12 protein-coding genes are annotated in these 19,006 nt (G+C 65.2%); 3 read left to right on the top strand and 9 right to left on the bottom strand.

All coding sequences use genetic code 11. From position 1 onward, the window contains the following. Positions 1 to 198: 198 nt before the first annotated feature. From NKJ26_RS23475 to NKJ26_RS23465, 3 genes are all read left to right on the top strand, one after another. Positions 199 to 2,877, top strand: a complete 2,679-nt coding sequence (locus NKJ26_RS23475) for a nitrate reductase (RefSeq protein WP_352697438.1) — start codon at positions 199 to 201, stop codon at positions 2,875 to 2,877. Between the two features lie 230 nt (positions 2,878 to 3,107). Further along, positions 3,108 to 3,482, top strand: coding sequence for a hypothetical protein (locus tag NKJ26_RS23470; RefSeq protein WP_352697437.1), 375 nt, complete (start codon positions 3,108 to 3,110; stop codon positions 3,480 to 3,482). 299 nt (positions 3,483 to 3,781) lie between these two features. Next, complete coding sequence (locus NKJ26_RS23465) at positions 3,782 to 4,639, top strand: hypothetical protein (protein WP_352603265.1); 858 nt, start codon at positions 3,782 to 3,784, stop codon at positions 4,637 to 4,639. Between the two features lie 270 nt (positions 4,640 to 4,909). Here NKJ26_RS23465 and amaB read toward each other — a convergent pair whose 3' ends face one another. From amaB to NKJ26_RS23420, 9 genes are all read right to left on the bottom strand, one after another. Next, positions 4,910 to 6,424 (bottom strand): L-piperidine-6-carboxylate dehydrogenase, encoded by a 1,515-nt coding sequence (gene amaB, locus NKJ26_RS23460; protein WP_352697426.1) that lies wholly within the window; start codon positions 6,422 to 6,424, stop codon positions 4,910 to 4,912. Between the two features lie 195 nt (positions 6,425 to 6,619). Next, on the bottom strand, positions 6,620 to 7,894 hold the full coding sequence (locus NKJ26_RS23455; RefSeq protein WP_352697424.1) for an RNA polymerase sigma factor: 1,275 nt from the start codon (positions 7,892 to 7,894) through the stop codon (positions 6,620 to 6,622). Beyond that, on the bottom strand, positions 7,891 to 8,265 hold the full coding sequence (locus NKJ26_RS23450; protein WP_352697422.1) for a YciI family protein: 375 nt from the start codon (positions 8,263 to 8,265) through the stop codon (positions 7,891 to 7,893). The genes NKJ26_RS23455 and NKJ26_RS23450 overlap by 4 nt, the downstream gene beginning before the upstream one ends. Positions 8,266 to 8,361: 96 nt before the next feature. Then, positions 8,362 to 9,453, bottom strand: coding sequence for a DNA topoisomerase IB (locus NKJ26_RS23445; protein ID WP_352603257.1), 1,092 nt, complete (start codon positions 9,451 to 9,453; stop codon positions 8,362 to 8,364). Positions 9,454 to 9,552: 99 nt separating this feature from the next. Beyond that, positions 9,553 to 10,491: a glycosyltransferase family A protein gene (locus NKJ26_RS23440; protein WP_352603255.1), complete on the bottom strand. Its 939-nt coding sequence runs from the start codon at positions 10,489 to 10,491 to the stop codon at positions 9,553 to 9,555. A gap of 168 nt (positions 10,492 to 10,659) precedes the next feature. Continuing rightward, a complete protein-coding gene (locus NKJ26_RS23435) occupies positions 10,660 to 11,544 on the bottom strand; it encodes a transglutaminase family protein (protein ID WP_352603253.1) in 885 nt (294 codons plus the stop codon). Between the two features lie 68 nt (positions 11,545 to 11,612). After that, on the bottom strand, positions 11,613 to 14,024 hold the full coding sequence (locus NKJ26_RS23430; protein ID WP_352697420.1) for a circularly permuted type 2 ATP-grasp protein: 2,412 nt from the start codon (positions 14,022 to 14,024) through the stop codon (positions 11,613 to 11,615). 6 nt (positions 14,025 to 14,030) lie between these two features. Then, the gene (locus NKJ26_RS23425; RefSeq protein ID WP_352697418.1) at positions 14,031 to 17,390 is read right to left on the bottom strand and encodes a transglutaminase family protein; all 3,360 of its coding nucleotides are present in this window, start codon (positions 17,388 to 17,390) and stop codon (positions 14,031 to 14,033) included. Positions 17,391 to 17,569: 179 nt separating this feature from the next. Further along, on the bottom strand, positions 17,570 to 18,994 hold the full coding sequence (locus NKJ26_RS23420) for a transporter substrate-binding domain-containing protein (protein WP_352697417.1): 1,425 nt from the start codon (positions 18,992 to 18,994) through the stop codon (positions 17,570 to 17,572). Between the last annotated feature and the right edge of the window lie 12 nt (positions 18,995 to 19,006).

The raw sequence follows: 19,006 nt of genomic DNA, 5'->3' as shown, positions 1-19,006 counted from the left end.
GGCTGGGGGGGGGGGGGGGGGGGGGGGGGGGGCGGGGGGGGGGGGGGGGTGGGGAGGGGGGGGGGGGGGGGGGGGGGCGCGGCGGGGGGGCGGGGGGGGGGGGGGGGGCGGGCGCGCGCGGGCGTCGCCCCCGCCGGCCCCCCCCCCCCCCCCGACCATCCGGCGAATTTCGGCCGGCTCTGCTCCAAGGGCTCGGCATTGGCCGAGACCATCGACCTCGACGGCAGGTTGCTTCGTCCGGAGATTGATGGCCGCCACGCCGGCTGGGACGAGACGCTCGACCTCGTCGCCTCGACCTTCTCGCAAACCATCGCCGAGCACGGCCCCGATGCGGTCGCTTTCTACGTCTCCGGGCAACTGCTGACCGAGGACTACTACGTCGCCAACAAGCTGATGAAAGGGTTCGTCGGTTCGGCCAATATCGACACCAATTCGCGGCTCTGCATGGCCTCGTCGGTCGCCGGCCACCGCCGCGCCTTCGGCTCCGACACGGTGCCTGGAACCTACGAGGACCTGGAGCTTGCCGACCTGATCGTGCTGGTCGGCTCCAATCTCGCTTGGTGCCATCCCGTGCTCTACCAGCGCATCGCGGCGGCCCGCGAAAAACGGCCCGAGATGAAGATCGTGCTGGTCGACCCGCGCCGCACCATGACCGCCGATATCGCCGACATGCATCTGGCGATCGCGCCCGATGGCGACGTCGCTCTGTTCACCGGGCTGCTCGCCTATCTCGGCCGGCACAACGCTCTGGACCGCGCCTACATCACCGCGCATACCACCGGCTTCGGACAAGCCCTTTTCGCTGCCTCGGCGCTCGACCTTGCCGGCATCGCCGCCGCCACCGGCCTGAGCGAGGATGAGCTTGTCCGTTTCTACAGCCTGTTTGCCGCCACTCCCCAAACCGTGACGGTCTATAGCCAGGGCGTGAACCAATCGTCGTCGGGCACCGACAAGGTCAACGCCATCATCAACTGCCATCTCGCCACCGGGCGTATCGGCAAGCCCGGCGCGGGCCCGTTTTCGGTCACCGGCCAGCCTAACGCCATGGGCGGCCGCGAGGTCGGCGGCATGGCCAACATGCTCGCCGCCCATATGGAGATCGAAAACCCCGAGCATAGCGACCGCGTGCGGCGCTTCTGGAACGCGCCTGAAATTGCCGAAAAGCCCGGCCTCAAAGCGGTCGAGATGTTCAAGGGCGTGGCCGACGGGCGCATCAAGGCGCTGTGGATCATGGCCACCAATCCGGTCGACTCGATGCCGGATGCCGATGCTGTCGAAGCCGCGATCAAGGCCTGCCCGTTCGTCGTGGTTTCCGATGTGCTGGCCAGGACCGATACCGTCCGCCATGCCCATGTCCGGCTTCCGGCCGCCGCCTGGGGCGAGAAGGACGGCACCGTCACCAATTCCGAGCGCCGCATCTCACGCCAGCGCGCCTTTTTGGGCGTGCCCGGCGAGGCGCGGCCCGACTGGTGGATCATTGCCGAAGTGGGCAAGCGGATGGGGTTCGGCGAGGCGTTTTCCTATGACGCGCCGGCCGAGATTTTTGGCGAGCATGCCGCGCTGTCCAGGTTCGAGAATGACGGCGCGCGGGATTTCGATATTGGGACTTATGCTGGAATTGATGATGAGAGCTATGCAGCGCTTGAGCCGTTCCAGTGGCCGGCTCCGAGCCCAGCCACCCCCCTCTGTCCTACCGGCCATCTCCCCCTCAAGGGGGGAGATCGGCTGCTGGGGCCGCCTTCGCTAATTGCCAATGTCGCAGAGCGAGCGCCATCGCCGAAACAGCCAATCTCCCCCCTTGCGGGGGAGATGTCCGGCAGGACAGAGGCGAGCGCTCAAGCTCGACATGGACTTTCCAGCACCCGCTTCTTCGCCGACGGCAATTTCTACACACCCGACCGCAAAGCCAAATTCATCGTCATCCGCCCGGCAACCGACACCCGCACCAGTCCCGAATTCCCGCTTATCCTCAACACCGGCCGTATCCGCGACCATTGGCACACGATGACGCGGACCGGCAAAAGCCCGCGGCTGTCCCAGCACATCGCCGAGCCTTTCGTCGAAATCCATCCGGCGGATGCCCAGCAATACGGCATCGGCGACGCCGACATCGTGCGCGTCTCCAGTCCGCGCGGCGAAGTGCTGGTCCGCGCCCTGATTACGGCTCGCCAGCGCCGCGGCAGTGTGTTCGCGCCGATGCACTGGACCGACCAGTTCGCCGGCAGGAGCCGGCTTGACACGCTCACCGCGCCGCTCGTCGATCCGGTCTCGGGCCAGCCGGCACTGAAACATGTAGCGGCGCGCATCGAAAAATTCGCCGCCAAGACCTTCGGTTTCGCCGTGACACGCAATCGGCCGGAACCGGCGACGGCGGCCTATTGGGCGGTTGCCAGATGCCGGGGCGGTTGGCGGGTCGAGCTTGCCTTCGATGACGACGCGATCGACTGGGCGGCCTTCGCCGGCGCGCTCTTCGACGCACCCGCGGCCGAGATGCTCGCCTATCACGACAGCGATGCCGGACAGCATCGCATTGCTGCTTTCGATGGCGACCGTCTTGCCGGCGCCCTGTTCATCGCCGCCGGCCCGGTCGCGGTATCGCGTGGCTGGGCGGCTGAACAGCTCGAAGATATCCACGCCAGCCAGCGCGAACGCTTCAGGATCGTAGCCGGTCGCGCCGGCGCCGACCGGCCCGATGCGGGCGCCACCGTCTGCTCCTGCTTCAGCGTCGGGGTCAACCAGATCGTGGCGGCGGTCGCGGCCGGTTGCACCACCGTCGAGGCCGTCGGCGGCGCGCTGAAGGCCGGCACCAATTGCGGCTCCTGCCGCTCCGAGATCCGCGCGATCATCCAGACCAACCGGGTTCAAGCGGCCGAGTGAGAGGCGCTTGGGGCCTGCTCGACGACACAGCGGCAGCAGACTGAAACCGCGCTTCCGCGATCACAACATGTCAACTCTGCGTTCCCTGCCATCCCAGGAACTGCAACACCCCTATGTGAGCATTTGCGGGCGACGAACCGCCGGCGATGACACGATCACCGCGACGCGACGGGCGCCCGTGTTCGGAAAGCGATACCCATACCGCTTTCCCTATGAAGGGAGGCGCGACCATGCGCATTTTTACACCAAGGATCATAGCGATCGCATCGCTCCTGGCGGCAGCCCCGTTGTCGAGCGCCTACGCGGTCCAACGCCACAGGGTCGAACCGCAAGGCATGTCCGTTGCAGCAAGAGTAGTGCTGGACCAGCTCCAGGGCGTGAAGCAAGGGATTATCCACGCCAGGACCGCCAAGGCGATCACCGACGAGCAGGAGCACGAGCTGATGACAAGGGCCGACGCTATCTATCGCTCAGCCGCGGACGGCGGCGCATACCGGGATCTGCTCGGCCAGGTCGGGGACCTGGATCAGCAACTGCGAAACGCGGCAGGCGGCGGCTTCTACATCGGCGACGGCGCCGACGGCGGCTATTACCCAAACGGCTGAGCCAACCGGCAATACTCGCACGGCATCTCCGACAGGTCCTCCGGAGCGCCGATTCCAGAACGCGGCGAATTCCCACTGGGCCGAAGCGGCGGCAGAGACGGGCTCGACGTCTCGCATGCCTTGGGAAGGGTTTCCAAGGCATGGCAAACCGGTTAGCAAGCTGCGGCATAACCGGTCGAGATTGAGCTTGGCCTGGCCTCCGCATTTGGTACCTCTGGACACGATTCTTGAACGGCTGAAAAATGGGCCGTGACTCGCCGTGGAGTCGGGCCGTGGAGTCGGATTGGAGCATCAGCCGGATGGCGCTGGATTTGGAAAACATTGCCCGCCATCCGGCTCTGCATCGCTGCGTTCAGGAACAGTCGCTGGCACTGATCCGAATTTATGAGGACAGCCCGCGGCTGGCTTCAATTTTCGCTACGCAGCAGCGGTGGCTGATGGGTCATGTCGGCCTCGCCATGCACTTCAGGCGTGACCCGCTCGACCGGCGCAAGGATCTGACGGTATCGCGGTTCATCGAGGTGGTGCACCGGCACACGGTGGCCAGCCGCAACACGGCGGACGCGTTCATCAAGGAGATGCTGCATTACAAGGTTGCCGAGTATGTCGCGGGCGGGGATGGGCGCACGCACCCCTTGCAGCCGACGGAAGCGACCGTGCGGACATTCACCGGCTGGGTTCTTGCCCATCTGCGGACGCTGGATCATATCGACGGTGGCGACCGGCTGGCCAGGTTCATGGAACGACCCGATATGGTATCCAGGCTGCAGCCGCTGGTGGCGGACGGTCTGCTTGCCTCCAAGCCGGTGCGCGAGCCCAATCAGACCTTTTCGCTGTTCATCTGGCTCAACAATGGCGGTATCGTCATGGACTGGCTGATGTCGGGCATCGATCCCGATGATGCCGGCCTGGACCAGATACCGACCAGCGTGGTTTCGATCGGCGACTTCGCCAGATGGCTCAAGCTCTCGCGCACCCATCTTGGCCGCAAACTACGCGACGCCGAGAAGCTTGGCAGCGTCGGCTGGCTCGGCCAGCGCGGCCATTCGGTGATGTGGGTCTCGCACCGGTTCTACGAGGAATACATGACCGTCCAGGCGGCCAAGCTGGCTATTGTCGACAGTGCCTTCGACGCCTGTTTTTTCACCGACCGCTGAGACTGGCCGCTGCGGCTGGCCGCAACCTGCGGGTCTTTCTTGCGACGTTGGGGATTGGCGTAACCGGCGTGAGCGCTCCTCTCCCCGTCACCATACGGAGAGAGGATGCCGGTCCACCCTCCGCAGCTGCTGCGGAGGACGGGCAGGCAGGTGAGGGGCAGCGCTGACTTGGACGACCGGTTGGTTCGGCAAGTTGGAAACGATCTGAAGCGATTGCCCCGGTACAAACGGCTCGGCTGAGCAAAGTCACCCGGGCCGGAAGCGGCGTTCTCAATCGATGTCGAACGAGACGCCCTGGGCAAGCGGCAGCGCCTTGGAATAGTTCACCGTGTTGGTGGCGCGCCGCATATAGGCTTTCCACGCATCGGAGCCGCTCTCGCGGCCGCCGCCGGTTTCCTTTTCACCACCGAAGGCGCCGCCGATCTCGGCTCCGGAGGTGCCGATGTTGACATTGGCGATGCCGCAATCCGAACCGTCGACGCCGAGAAAGCGCTCGGATTCCTGCAGGTCGCGGGTGAAGATCGACGACGACAGGCCGGCGCCGACGGCGTTGTGCTCGTCTAGCACGGCGTCGAAATCCGAATATTTCATCACATAGAGGATCGGCGCGAAGGTTTCCTCGGTTACCGGCGAGACCTGGTTTTGCATCTCGACCAGCGCGGGATGCACATAATAGGCGTCCGGATGCCCGTTCTCGACACGCGTGCCGCCGGTCACCTTGCCACCCTGGGCGGCAGCTTCCTTCAGCGCCTTCTGCATGGCCTCGTATGCGGCCTTGTCGATCAGCGGCCCGACCAGCGAGGACGTCTCCAGCGGATTGCCGACCGAGACGCTCTGATAGGCCTTCTTCAGCCGCGGCAGCAGGGCGTCGTAGACGCTTTCATGCACGAACAGGCGCCGCAGCGTCGTGCAGCGCTGCCCGGCCGTGCCCATCGCTCCAAAGGCAATCGCGCGCAGCGCCATGTCGAGATCGGCGGTCGGGCAGACGATGCCGGCATTGTTGCCGCCGAGCTCCAGCACGGCGCGCGCGAAGCGCTTGGCCAGCCGCGGGCCGACGTCGCGGCCCATGCGCGTCGAGCCGGTGGCCGAAACCAGCGGCACCTTGGGATGGTCGACCAGGATCTCGCCGACGGCACGGTCGCCGATCAGCACCGGCGCCAGCCCTGCCGGCGCATCAGTGCCGAAGCGCTTCACCGCGCGCGCAAAAATCGCTTCGCAGGCAAGTGCGGTCAGCGGCGTCTTCTCCGAGGGCTTCCACACCACCGCGTCGCCGCAGACCAGCGCGAGGGCTGCGTTCCACGACCACACCGCGACCGGGAAATTGAAGGCCGAAATGACACCGACGACGCCGAGCGGGTGCCAGGTTTCCATCATGCGATGGCCCGGGCGCTCGGTGGCGATGGTCAAGCCGTACAATTGACGGGACAGGCCGACGGCGAAATCGCAGATGTCGATCATCTCCTGCACTTCGCCCAGGCCTTCGGAGGGTATCTTGCCGACCTCGATCGACACCAGCCGTCCGAGCTCGGTCTTGTGCGCGCGCAACTCTTCGCCTAGGAGCCGCACCAGTTCGCCGCGCCGGGGACCCGGCACCAGCCGCCAGGCCTGGAAAGCCTTGTGCGCGGCATCGATGGTGCTCGCCGCATCGGCCGGCGAAATCGTCTTCAAAGCCGCGATCTCTTCGCCCGTCACCGGGCTGCGCACGACGAGGTCGCCCCCGACGAGCGCCTCTCCAGCCACGCCCAGTTTCGCCAGAAGCTCGGCCGTTTCCTTCGCTATCGTCATTTTTTGTTCCTTTTCAGATCCCGCCATCAAATGGCGATGGTCCAAGCCTTGCGCCCTCACCTGCCTGCCGGCACTTCGGTCGCTGTCATGGCGTGCCATTACGCGTTTCGGGAGAAAATCGCCACCCCGGCATGGTCCAAGCCCAAGCCGCATGATTGAGCCACGACGCGATCGAGCAAAAAAGCAGAATGGCGCTCAGTTTGCTTTCTGCGCCGGCGCCCGCATGGCGCCCTCTTTCATCAGGCGGTCGATGTGCATGCGGATATGGGCCGCTTCCGCCGCCGTGTTGGCGAGCGCAATGGCGCGGTCGAAGGCGTCACGTGCCTCCTCGCCCCGGTCGAGTTGCATCAAGAGCCCGCCCTTGAGACCGAAGAAGTGGAAGTAACCGGAAAGCCGCTGTTCGAGCGGCTCGATCATGGCAAGGGCCTCTTGCGGGCCGCGCACCTTGGAGACCGCGACCGCGCGGTTGAGCGTGATCACCGGCGACGGCTGCATCTGTTCGAGCAGGCCGTAGAGCAGGTCGATTTCCACCCAGTCCGTATCCTCGGCCTTTTCGGCGCGAGCATGCAGCGCGGCGATCGCCGCTTGCACCTGGTAGGGGCCGGGCTTGCGATGGCGCAGTGCCTTGTCGACCAGCGCCAGCCCTTCGTCGATCATCTTGCGGCTCCACAGGCCGCGATCCTGGTCCTCGAGCAGCACGACCTCGCCATTTTCGTCGAAACGGGCCGGCGCGCGCGCATGCTGGAGAAGCAACAGCGCCGCCAGCCCCATGATCTCCGGCTCGGTCTGGAACAGCCTCAGCAACAGCCGGGCGAGCCGGATCGCTTCCTCGCACAGAGGCGCGCGGGCCGGCGCCTCGCCGCTATTGGTCGAATAGCCCTCGTTGAAGATCAGGTAGACCATGGCCGCGACCGCCGCGAGCCGCTCGGAACGTTCGACCGCGCCCGGCGTCTCGAACGGCACGCCGGCGTCGGCGATGCGCGCCTTGGCGCGGGTGATGCGCTGTTCCATCGCGCTCTCGCCGACCAGAAAGGCGCGCGCGATCTGCTTGACCGAGAGACCCGAGACGATGCGTAGCGCCACTGCAATCTGCTGCGTCGCCGGCAGGTCGGGATGGCAGCAGATGAACAGCAGCCGCAATATGTCGTCGCGATAATGCGCGCCGTCCAGCCGCTCGGCAATATCGCTCTCGGCGTCTTCCAGATCGGAGATCTGGTCTTCTTCCGGCATCGGCGCCTGCTTGGCGCGCTTGCGCACCGCGTCGATGCCGCTGTTGCGGCCGACAAAGATCAGCCAGGCCGCCGGGTCGCGCGGTGGCCCGTTCTGCGGCCAGTTCTTCAGCGCCCTGAGGCACGCGTCCTGGAAAGCTTCCTCCGCCGTGTCGAGATCGCGGAAATAGCGCAGCAGCGCGCCCATCGCCTGCGGGCGGGCGGCGCTGATCGCGGAGCTGATCCAGGCGAGTTCGGTCATGCGGGAACCTTGGCGGGATTGAAGATGGATACCGGCCGGATTTCATAGGACCCGCCGCTCGGATTGACCTCGGAAAGTTCGCGCGCGAATTCGACCGCCTCGTCGAGATCGGCGCATTCGAGCGTGTAGAAACCCAGGAACTGTTCCTTGGTCTCGGCGAACGGACCGTCGATGACGACCGATTCGCCCTTGACCTTCCTCAGCGTCGTCGCCGCCGTCGTCGGCAAAAGCCGCGCCACCGGGCCAAGCCGGCCGGCGTCTGCGTATTTCTGCTGGACATCGAGGAGGTTAGCCATGACCTGATCGTCCTGCTCCTTGCTCCAGGAGCAGACGACGTCTTCGGAGGCATAGCACAGGATAGCGTAGAGCATGGTTTGTCCTCTTCTGTGTCAAAGGACGAAACACTAGGACCGATCCCGACACGGCGCGATAAAAAAATCGATGGCATGCATTTGGCGGCGTCGGGTCTAGTGCTCGTGGGCCTTAAGCCATCGCAGCACCAGCGCTTCCTCGTCGTCGAGACCCTTTATCGGCCGCTTGCGCTGGTTGGCCTCGGCCATTTCATCGAGCAGCCGGCCTCGCGACCAGGCCTCGAAAACCCGTGGATGGATGTAGCATTGGCGGCAGACGGCACGCGTGTTGCCCAGCCGCTCGGCGACCTTGTCGATGACGCTGTTCATGGCCCGCTTCCGTTGCGCCTCGCCTTGCGGCAATTCCGTCTGCGCGAACAGCGACGCGGCATGGATGGTCCCGCCCCAGGTACGGAAATGCTTGGAGCTGAAATCGGGGCCGGCTGCCTCCCTGATATAGTGGTTGACGTCGTCGGAGCGCAGCGGTCGCCTGTTGCCCTCTTCGTCGAGATACTGAAACAGCTTCTGGCCCGGCAGATCCTGGGCGCCGCGTACGACCCCGGCGATGCGGCGATCGACCAGTTTCAGCCGCCATTCCTTGCCTGATTTTCCCTTGAAGGCGAAGCGCAGGCTCGATCCCCTGATATCGACATGGCGGTCGCGCAGCGTCGTCAGGCCGAAGCTTTTGTTGTCGCGGGCGTAGGCGGCATTGCCGACGCGGATCATCGTGTTGTCGAGCAGCCAGACGACCGCCGCTACGACACGTTCGAGCGGCAGGCCGTGCCGGCGCAGATCCGCGTCTACCCGTTGCCGCAGGGCCGGCAGACTTTCGGCGAAGGCGGCAAGGCTTGAATATTTGTTGCCGTCGCGCTCTTCGGCCCATTGCGGATGATAGCGATATTGTTTGCGTCCGCGCTGGTCTCGGCCGGTCGCCTGGATATGGCCGTCGGCGTCGGGCGAAATCCAGACATCCGTCCAGGCCGGCGGAATGACGATCGCCTCGATGCGCGCCCTGGTATCGGCAGCGACAGGCCGCCCATCGGGTCCCTTGTAGGTGAATCCGTTGCCTGTCTTCAGCCGCCGGATACCGGGCTCGGCATCGCTGACATAGGTCAGCGATGCCTTTTCGGCCGCGATCTGCGCCCCGTTTTTTGGCACGACGTCGCCGGCAGCCGATCGGCCGTGCGACGATGCGGATCTCTCCAGCATGGTGGCTCCACGAAAATACCCCGTAGATAAGCCGCTGGCCGACCGCTGGTTCCCTGCCGTCGGAAAAGCCGGTCGCGCCGGCCGCTGGCCAGGGCCGAGCTACAAGGCGCCTTGCAGCGCTATCGGCGGAGCCGCTAGCCGGCGCCGCACCGCCAGCTTGAGCCTGTAGCGCAGGCACCGCCAGGCTTCCGAGCGCCGTTTCGGCGCCGCCGTCGCCACCGCGAGGAAGCGCGCGGCGGTGTCCAGGTCGCCACGCGCGTAGTGGACGCGGGCGATCTTGAGGGCGACAAGCCCTTCCCTGGCCTTGAGCGCCGAGATCGGGATATTGCAAGCGGCGAGCGTGCGCAGTTCCTTGCGCCATTCCAGGAAACGCCGCACCGGGTTGATGGCAAAACGGTCGTCGGAACGCTCCGGCGAAACTTCATAAACCATGACGGGCTGCTCGATCATGGCCATCGATGCCTTGCTCATCAGCTGAGCCCAGAACAGCGTGTCCTCGTCATAGGCCAGCCCGACGGGAAACCGCGTCTGCCCGATCAGCCGCCGCGATGCCAGCACGCTGCCCACCGCGACCGAGCGTATATCGCCTGTGACATAGGCCGAGGCGTTTGCAAGGCAGCCCGCCTGATAGCCGTTCGGCACTTTGATCTTCCGGTCCTGGCCATCCACCCGTCGCCGGTAGGCGCCGACGATCATGTCTGCGGCCGGCTGGCTCTCCGCCCGCCGCAGCAAAGCGCGCAGCCCGCCTTGAAGATGCAGGTCGTCCCCGTCGATCAGATACACCCAGGGATGGATCGCCTGCGCCAGCGCCACGTTGCGCGCACCGCCGGCGTCGCGGCACTTGGCGGGCAAGACACGCAACGGCAGCGACAGCCGCGCCGCGGCCTGCCGTGCCGCATCCGCCGTACGGTCGGTCGACGCGTCATCGACCAGCAGCACCTCGCCGATGACCCCGGCCTCACTGCCGAGCGAGGCCAGCGTCGTCGCGATGGTTGCCGCCGCATTGTGGGCAGGAATGACGACGCTGACCGCTCTCAATTACAGACCTCGCGCTCCAGCGCATAAAGAATACAACTATTGGTGCCTTCAAAACGAATAGAGATTAGCCGCCGCGTCTACATTTGAGAAGTCGTCCTGTCCACTCTGAACTGCAGTTGACAGGCCTGAATTGCAGCGACAGGCCCCCTCGCGCATGCGGGTCCACTCCTAAGCCTTTTCGAGCACGACCGGAATGACGTCGACAGCCTGCTCGGCGACCTGTCCGCCGGTGGTCTTCAGCACGCCGACGATCGGCGCCACGTCCGAATAGTCGCGGCCATGGCCGACGGTGATGTGGTCGTTGCTGGCCCGCATGCCGTTGGTCGGGTCGAACTCCTGCCAGCCGGCGTCGCGCCCGCACCAGACCTTGACCCAGGCATGCATGGCATCGGCGCCTTCCAGGCGGGGCTTTCCCTTCGGCGGGATGGTGCGCAGGAAACCGCTGACATAGCCGGCCGGAATGCCGAGTCCCCGCAGGCCCGCAATCATGATGTGCGAAAAGTCCTGGCAGACGCCGCGCTTCAGCCGGAACGCGTCGCTGGCCAGGGTTCGCACCGTTGTCGCCTCGCCATCATAGGTGAAATCGCGATGGATGCGGTTGCACAGGTCGATCGCCATGCCGGCGGCCGATCCTCCGGCGCTGTCGCGTGCGTAAGCGGTAATCGCCGCATCAATGCCTGCGTGGCCGCTGGCGGCCAGGAAATGGTGCGGCGCGGCCGGTGCCAGCGACCGCACCGCCGTCAGTTCCTGCCTGAGCCGGTCGATGTCGGGCGACACGTCGAGCCCGGGTTCGGGCCGCGATACCGAAACCCGTGCGCTCATCCTGATGTCGAGCGTCTCATGCGCATCGCGAAAGACGACCGAAGTGACGTTGTTGCCGAAAAAGTCGGAAAAGTCCGATCGCTCGTTAGGCGCCGGCGCAAGCGAGAGCGACGCCGCGATGACGCGCTGCACGCCGGAAATCGTCGGCGGCAGCACACGGATCTGATGCCGGCCGCCGCCGGCCGCCGTGGCGTAGTCGTAATGGAGCTGAAGCCTGATATCGTAGAGCATGCTTTACTTTTCTTGTCTTGGCGCAGGTCCTTGTCGCAAAACCGTGCGACACTTTTGCGGAACCTCCCTTACCCGAAATAAGCTTTGGCGAGGCTGCTGTAGAGGCCGCCTATCTCGCTTGCGAGATCGTCCAGCGCCTTTGCCGTCATGTCCGAAGGCTCCTTGATGGCAATCTGCGTGTTGAGCTGCAGGATCTCCTTTGCCGCCGGCGACATGTGCCCCTCGCCGCCGACCGGCGGCAACAGGCCGATCTCGGCTTTCAGCCTTTCGAGCTGGAACAGGATGGAGCGCGGATTGAGCGGGTCGAGCGCCAGGAGATCGATCACCGTGCGCCTGCCGGCCTGCACCGGATATTGCCGGCGGTGGGTCATCACGCTGTCGCCGATCTCCAGCATCATGTCCAGTGCCCCGTCCGGCGCCTTGTCGCTGGTCAGCCGCGACAGCGTGCGGGCGATCTGGATACCGCGCTCCAGCCGCCGGCCGATCTCGAGGAAGCGCCAGCCGGCGAAGCGGTACATGTTCTCGTGCAGCAGGCCGGAAAAGCCGGCGAGCTTGCGCAGGATGACCGTCATCGCCCGCGTCGCGTCGTCGCCCGGCGCCACCGTGGTCGCGAACCGATGGATGGTCTTCGACAGGTCCTTGAGCGCCAGCCAGCCGTCGGGCGAGAAGCGGTCGCGAACCTGCCCGGCGCTGTACACCGCGCTGTCCAGCGTGGTGATCAGTCCGGACGGTATCGCCGTTTCGAGATCGACGCCGAACGGTTCGAGGTAATCCCTGATGTCGGCCAGCAGCGGCATGTCGGGATCGGAGGTCTCGGCCAGCCGCACATGATAGGCGCGCAGGATGCGCACCGTGTCTTCCGAGCGTTCGATGTAGCGGCCGAGCCAAGTCAGGTTTTCCGCCGCGCGGCTGGGCAGGCTGCCCGGCCTGGTGCGGTTGAAACTGTCGCCCTCTTGCGGCAGCAGCGTCTCGCGCTCCACCGGACGGTCGCTGACCACCCAGACATCCGCCGCCTGGCCGCCGCGCTGCATGGCGAGCGCCGTCGGGTCGAGCGGCAGGCCGACCCGGGCAAAGCCGCCCGGCATCACGGTCCAGCCCTCCGGGGTTCGCGCCAGGTAGACGCGCAGGCTCGCCGGCCGTGGCTCCAGCCGGCCGCCGACATAGACAGGTGTCGTCGACAGCGTCACGGCTTCCTGGCCGACGAAGCCGCCGCCGTCGCGCTCGATGCGCGCCACCAGCTCCGCCCGCTCCCCCGCCGACAGCGCCGAGCCGAGCCGCGTCTGTCCGTCATCCTCGAAGGCAAGCCTGGTCGACAGGGCCGGGCCGATCACCATGCGGTCTATATTGGCAAGCACATGGGCGCGTTCGGGTCCTTGCCCGCACCACCATGTCGCGATCGTCGGCAGCTTAAGCTCCTCGCCGCGCAGCTCGCGCGCGATATTGGGCAGGAAGGCGAGCAGCGCGCGCGTTTCCATCAGTCCGGAGCCCAGCGCATTGACGGTCGCAACCGCACCCCGGCGGACCGCCTCGACCAGCCCCGGCGTGCCGATCTGCGAATCCGAGCGCAGCTCGAGCGGGTCGGCGAAGGCGGCATCGAGCCGCCGCCAGAGTACGCCGAGCGGCATCAGGCCCGAAACCGTCCGCACCATCAGCCTGCCACCCGAAACCGTGAGGTCCTCGCCTTCGAGCAGCATGATGCCGAGATAGCGGGCGATATAGGCGTGCTCGTAATAGGTCTCGTTGAGGGGCCCCGGCGTCAGGATGGCAACGCGGCCGTCGGTTTCCTTCGCCATGCCGATCAACGCGTCGCGGAAGCGGCGAAAGAAGCCGGCTAAGCGGTGGACATGCATCTCGCCATAGATATCGGACAGCGCGCGCGTCGTGGCGACCCGGTTTTCCAGCGCAAAGCCGGCGCCGGACGGCGCCTGGGTGCGGTCGCCCAGCACCCACCACTGGCCGTCCGGACCACGGCCGAGTTCGAAGGCGCAGAAATGCAGGAAATGACCGTCGGCCGGCCTTGTGCCGACCACGGGCCGCAAATATTCCGGGCTCGCGGCGATCAGCCCGGCGGGCAGTACGCCTTTCTCGACCAGCCGGTTCGGCCCGTAAATGTCGGCGATGGTTTCCTCGAACAGCTCGGCGCGCTGCACCAGCCCGGCGCTGATCGCGGCCCACTCACCGTCCTCGATGAGCAATGGAATGTGCGCCAGCGGCCATTCCCGCTCGTTGGCGCCAGCCTTATCGTAGACGCGGTAATAAACGCCGGCGTCGCGTAGATACTGGTCGGCGCGGGCGAAGCGCTGGCCGAGCTCATCGGCGCCCAGTTCGTCGAGCGCCTCGATGAAGTGCTTCCAGACCGGACGGGGATTGCCCGACGCATCGACCATCTCGTCGGCGATACCGTCGATCGGCTGGTAGTGCTCCAGCAGGCTACGGGTCTGCGGCTTGCCGCGTACCCTCTTGTGATTCCCCTTTGCCATCGCTGATCAGAGTCTTGCCGGCCGTCTGAGGTCAAGGGTCATCGGAAAATCTTCCGCCGGTTGTTCCTCGCGCAGCACATAGAAGGATGGCGTGTGGCCGCGCGGCTCGAAACGGGCGAGCCGGCGCGCCTCCGCCTCGTTGCCGTTGACCGGGAACGTGTCGTAGCTGCGCCCGCCGGGATGCGCGACATGGTAGACGCAGCCGCCGACTGCCCGCCCCGACCAGCGGTCATAGATGTCGAAGACCAGCGGCGTGTTGACCGGCAATGCGGGATGCAGGCCCGAAGCCGGCTGCCAGGCTTTGAAGCGGACGCCGGCCACGGCGATTTCCCTGTTGTCCGTCACCTTCATCGGCACGATGCGGCCGTTGCAGACGATGGCGTGGCGTTCCGGGTTGAGCCCTTCGGTCTTGACCTGAAGCCGTTCGACCGAGGAATCGACGAAGCGCACGGTGCCGCCGATCGCGCCTTGCTCGCCCATGACATGCCACGGCTCCAGCGCCTGCCGCAATTCCAGCTTGATGCCGGCCTGGCTGACCTCGCCGCAGAACGGAAAGCGGAATTCGAGCTGCGCGTCGAACCATTCGGGACGGAACTCGAAGCCGTTGAGCTTGAGATCGTCGAGCACGTCGAGAAAATCCGCCCAGACATGATGCGGCAGCATGAAGCGGTCATGCAGGGAGGTGCCCCAGCGCACGAAGCGTCCGTCGAGCGGGTTCTTCCACGCGCGCGCGATGATCGCCCGCACCAGCAATTGCTGCGCCAGCGACATGCGCGCGTTGGGCGGCATCTCGAAGCCGCGGAACTCGACCAGGCCGAGCCGCCCGGTCGGACCATCCGGCGAGAACAGCTTGTCGATGCAGATTTCCGAGCGGTGCGTATTGCCCGTGACGTCGGTCAACAGATTGCGGAACAGGCGGTCGACCAGCCATGGCAGGGGTGCTCCGCCTTGATCCGGGTGCGGCACCTGCGCCATCGCGATTTCGAGTTCGTAGAGCGAATCGTGACGCGCCTCGTCGAAACGCGGCGCCTGGCTGGTCGGGCCGATGAACAGGCCCGAGAACAGGTAGGACAGCGAGGGATGCCGCTGCCATTGCAGCACCAGGCTCTTCAGCAAATCGGGCCGGCGCAGGAACGGGCTGTCATTGGGCGTGGCGCCGCCGACGACGACGTGATTGCCGCCGCCGGTGCCGGTGTGGCGGCCGTCGATCATGAACTTGTCGGCGCCAAGCCGCGTCTGCCGCGCCTCCTCGTAGATCGCCGTCGTGGTCGCCACGCAATCCTGCCAGTTGGAAGCCGGATGGATGTTGACCTCGATGACGCCGGGGTCCGGCGCGACGCGGATGACGTTGAGGCGCGGATCGTGCGGCGGGCCATAGCCCTCGATATGCACGGGCAGGCCGATCGCCTTTGCCGCGTTCTCGGCGGCGGCGATCAGTTCGAGATAATCCTCCAGCGCCTCGACCGGCGGCATGAACACGCAGAGCCGTCCGTCGCGCGGCTCGACCGAAAGTGCCGTGCGCACCGCGCCGCCGATCTCGGTGATTTCCTGTTCGACCCGGTCCTGCTGGGCGGTCGCGGCCGTGAAGGAAGCCGCCTGCTGGCGGCGCGCCATTTCATCGGCGCCTTCGCGTTCGGCCGGAGCCGGCCCTGGTAATATAGCTTCGCGCGCGGGCAGCGTCCCGCGCGGTAGCGACGGATCGACCGGCACGATGTAGGGAAACTGCTCAGGCGGCACATAGGGCAGCGTTCCCAACGGCAAGCGATAGCCGACCGGGGAATCGCCCGGCACCAGGAATAGCCGGCCGCGCCGCGTCGTCCATTTTTCCGACCGCCAGCGCTGGCCCGAAGCCTGGCTGTTCCAGCGTTGCACCGGCAGCACGTAGCCCGATGGTTTGGTCAGCCCGCGTTCGAACACTTTTGCCATGCGGCTGCGCTCTTCCGGATCTTCCAGCCTGGAGTTGGACGGATCGACATTGTCGGGCAGCTTGCCTTCCTTGAGCAGCCACTCGGCCGGATCCTCATAGGCTTCGCTGACCATGGTCTCGTCTATGCCGAGTTCGCCGGCGATCGCGGTGAGCAGGCTCTCGGCCTGTTTCGGCCCGATATCGGCCTCGCTCTTTTCGTGCGCGATCAGCGACGGATCGCTCCACACCGGCTCGCCGTCGGTGCGCCAGTAGAGCGAGAAGGTCCAGCGCGGCAGGCTTTCGCCCGGATACCACTTGCCTTGCCCGTAATGCAGAAAGCCGCCCGGCGCGAAGCGTTCGCGCAGCTTTCGGATCAGCACGTCGGCCTTCTCGCGTTTGGTCGGCCCGACGGCGGCGGTGTTCCACTCGTCCGCTTCGAAATCGTCGATCGACACGAAGGTCGGCTCGCCGCCCATGGTCAGCCGCACGTCGCCCGCAGCAAGTGCCGCATCGACCTTGTTGCCGAGCGCATCGAGGGCCTGCCAGCTTTCGTCTGAAAACGGCTTGGTGATGCGCGGATGCTCGGCGATGCGGTCGACCCGCATGTCGAAGCCGAACTCGACTTCGGCAAAGCTCGCCATGCCGGAAATCGGCGCCGCGTTGCGGAAATGCGGCGTCGCGGCGAGCGGCACGTGGCTTTCCCCGGTGAGCAGCCCGGAGGTCGGGTCGAAGCCGATCCAGCCGGCGCCGGGAAGATAGACCTCGCACCATGCATGCAGATCGGTAAAATCGACCGATGTGCCGGGCGGCCCGTCGAGCGCGACGAGGTCGGGCTTGAGCTGGATCAGATAGCCCGACACGAAGCGCGCCGCGATCCCGAGATTGCGCAGGATCTGCACCAGCAGCCAGCTCGAATCGCGGCACGACCCTTTCTTCGCGGCCAGCGTTTCCTCCGGCGAGAACACGCCGGTCTCCATGCGCACAATATAGGCGATCTCGCGCTGCAGCCTGGCATTGAGATCGACGAGGAAATTGACAGTATTCGGCGCGCTGCGGTCGATGGTTGCGAGCAAGGCCAACAGCAGCGGTCCCGCCGGCTCCGGTGTCCGGTAGATGGCGAGATCGTCGCGGATCTCTTCCGGGTATTCGAACGGAAACGTCTCGGCCGATGGCTCGACGAAAAAATCGAACGGATTGTAGACCGTCATGTCGGCGACGAGGTCGACTTCGATCTTGAGTTCGCTCACCGGCTCCGGAAAGACAAAGCGGGCAAGGAAATTGCCATACGGGTCCTGCTGCAGGTTGACGAAGTGGTTCGCCGGCTCGACCTTGAGCGAATGGCTGAGCACCTTGGTGCGGGAATGCGGCGCCGGTTGCAGCCTGATGATCTGTGGGCCGAGCACCACCGGCCGGTCGTATTTATAGTGGGTCAGGTGGTAGACGGCTGCCAGAATTGCCATGGGGCCCCGGAGATCGGCGTTTCATCAACCGAACCTTGGCACATCCGGCCGCCATTCTCCAAGCGGATGTTGCGGTGCACACCGCGGCAAGTCGGCTGAACCTGTGGAGCCGGCGGGCCGGCGGGCCGGAAACGCCACGCATCGCCCGCATTTGGGCCGTTCCAGCCATGAATGATAGCTCAGTGAGGCGCTCCAAAATACTTGGTCCGCAGCGCCTCGATTTCACCCGCATCACGGGCGCCGAGCAGCTCTATCGTCAGTGGGCGGGCCAAGAGGCTCTGGAGCGGAAGCGCGAAACCATACTTGTCTGGTTCGAACAGGCGCCCGACCACTCTCACCGGCAGATTGCGATGCGTATAGGCATAGTATTCGAGAACCGGCGCGTCGGCGATGATGGCGGTCACTTCGCCATTCACCAAGCCTTCGACGGCGCGATCCAGACCAGGATAAGTCTGTGTCTGCAGTCCCCGTTCCCGAGCAAAATTCTCCTCGACCGTTCCCGTCAGCACGCCGACCGTCCTGTCGGTGAGATCGGCGATGCCGTTGATCCGGTTGGTGAGCGAAAGGGTCGTCATCACGCTCGTGACCGACGAGGTGACATAGGCAAGCACCGCGACACCGCAAATCAGCCATAGACCCTGCCAAATGCGCCCGATCCAGCCGAAGAGATTCCTTCGCGACGATGCCTTGCCGGACGCCGCGACCGACATCACCGTGTAGAAGCTCTCGGCGATACCGTCGCGCCACCGTTTGGGGAAAGCCTCGTCGAACTGGCGATCGAAGATGGTGAGCAGGACCGTGGCAACCATGATGACCAGGGCGATCCAGCCATAGGCTTCCAGGAAGCCGGCATCGCTGAGACCCGCAATCAGATTGCTGAAGCCCCTTCCCTGATCCGTTCCGGTCATGATCCGCATACCGCCGTCGAACCAGGGTTGGGTGAAATCGATCCGTTCCGCCCGGGGCCGATTTATGGTGAGGTTGGTGATTGCCACGTCGACTTTGCCGGAAGCAGTCGCCTCGACGAGATCGTGCACCGTTTGGAATTCGATGTAATGGTACTGGCGGCCCAGTTTCGGGGCGATATCCTGCCAGAGATCGACGGCCATGCCGGTGAACCGTCCGTTTTCCTTCATGACGAAGGGAGGATTGACGAAGACCCCGACATTCAGTGGCTCGGAAGTGTGCTGCGCCTGGGCGGCAACCTGTGGCCACACCAGGGTCAGGAGCAGAACGAAGGAGCCGGCTAAAGCAATTCCAGGAAGAGTGTGAAACGGTTTTCCCGGGAAAAGCGCACAGCGCTTTCTCTTGGGAATTGCGTAAAAACAAAGAGATAGAGCGGTTCGGCGTTTTCGTGAAACGGTGAACCGCTCTCGCCTGGGCCACATCCGCATAGCGATCCGTTCGCGAGAAGATTGAAAACCCGATGACCAGTTCTCGCGGGATTGTCGACGGACGGACTTAGGACGATGCGACCGGCCTCTGTGCAGCACACGGCAGCGTTGAAAAAATCGAATGGGCGAGCAGTTTTTCTTTCGACCTGTGCAACGGGATGGCCCGGTTCGAGAAAAATACGAACAATAGATCAGGAAAGAGACGATCATATAAGAAGCCAC

The organism is Mesorhizobium sp. M0152 (assembly GCF_040322415.1).
Lineage (GTDB): Bacteria > Pseudomonadota > Alphaproteobacteria > Rhizobiales > Rhizobiaceae > Mesorhizobium.
Note: the sequence above shows the minus strand (reverse complement) of the source record. Positions and strands in the feature narration are given on the sequence as shown.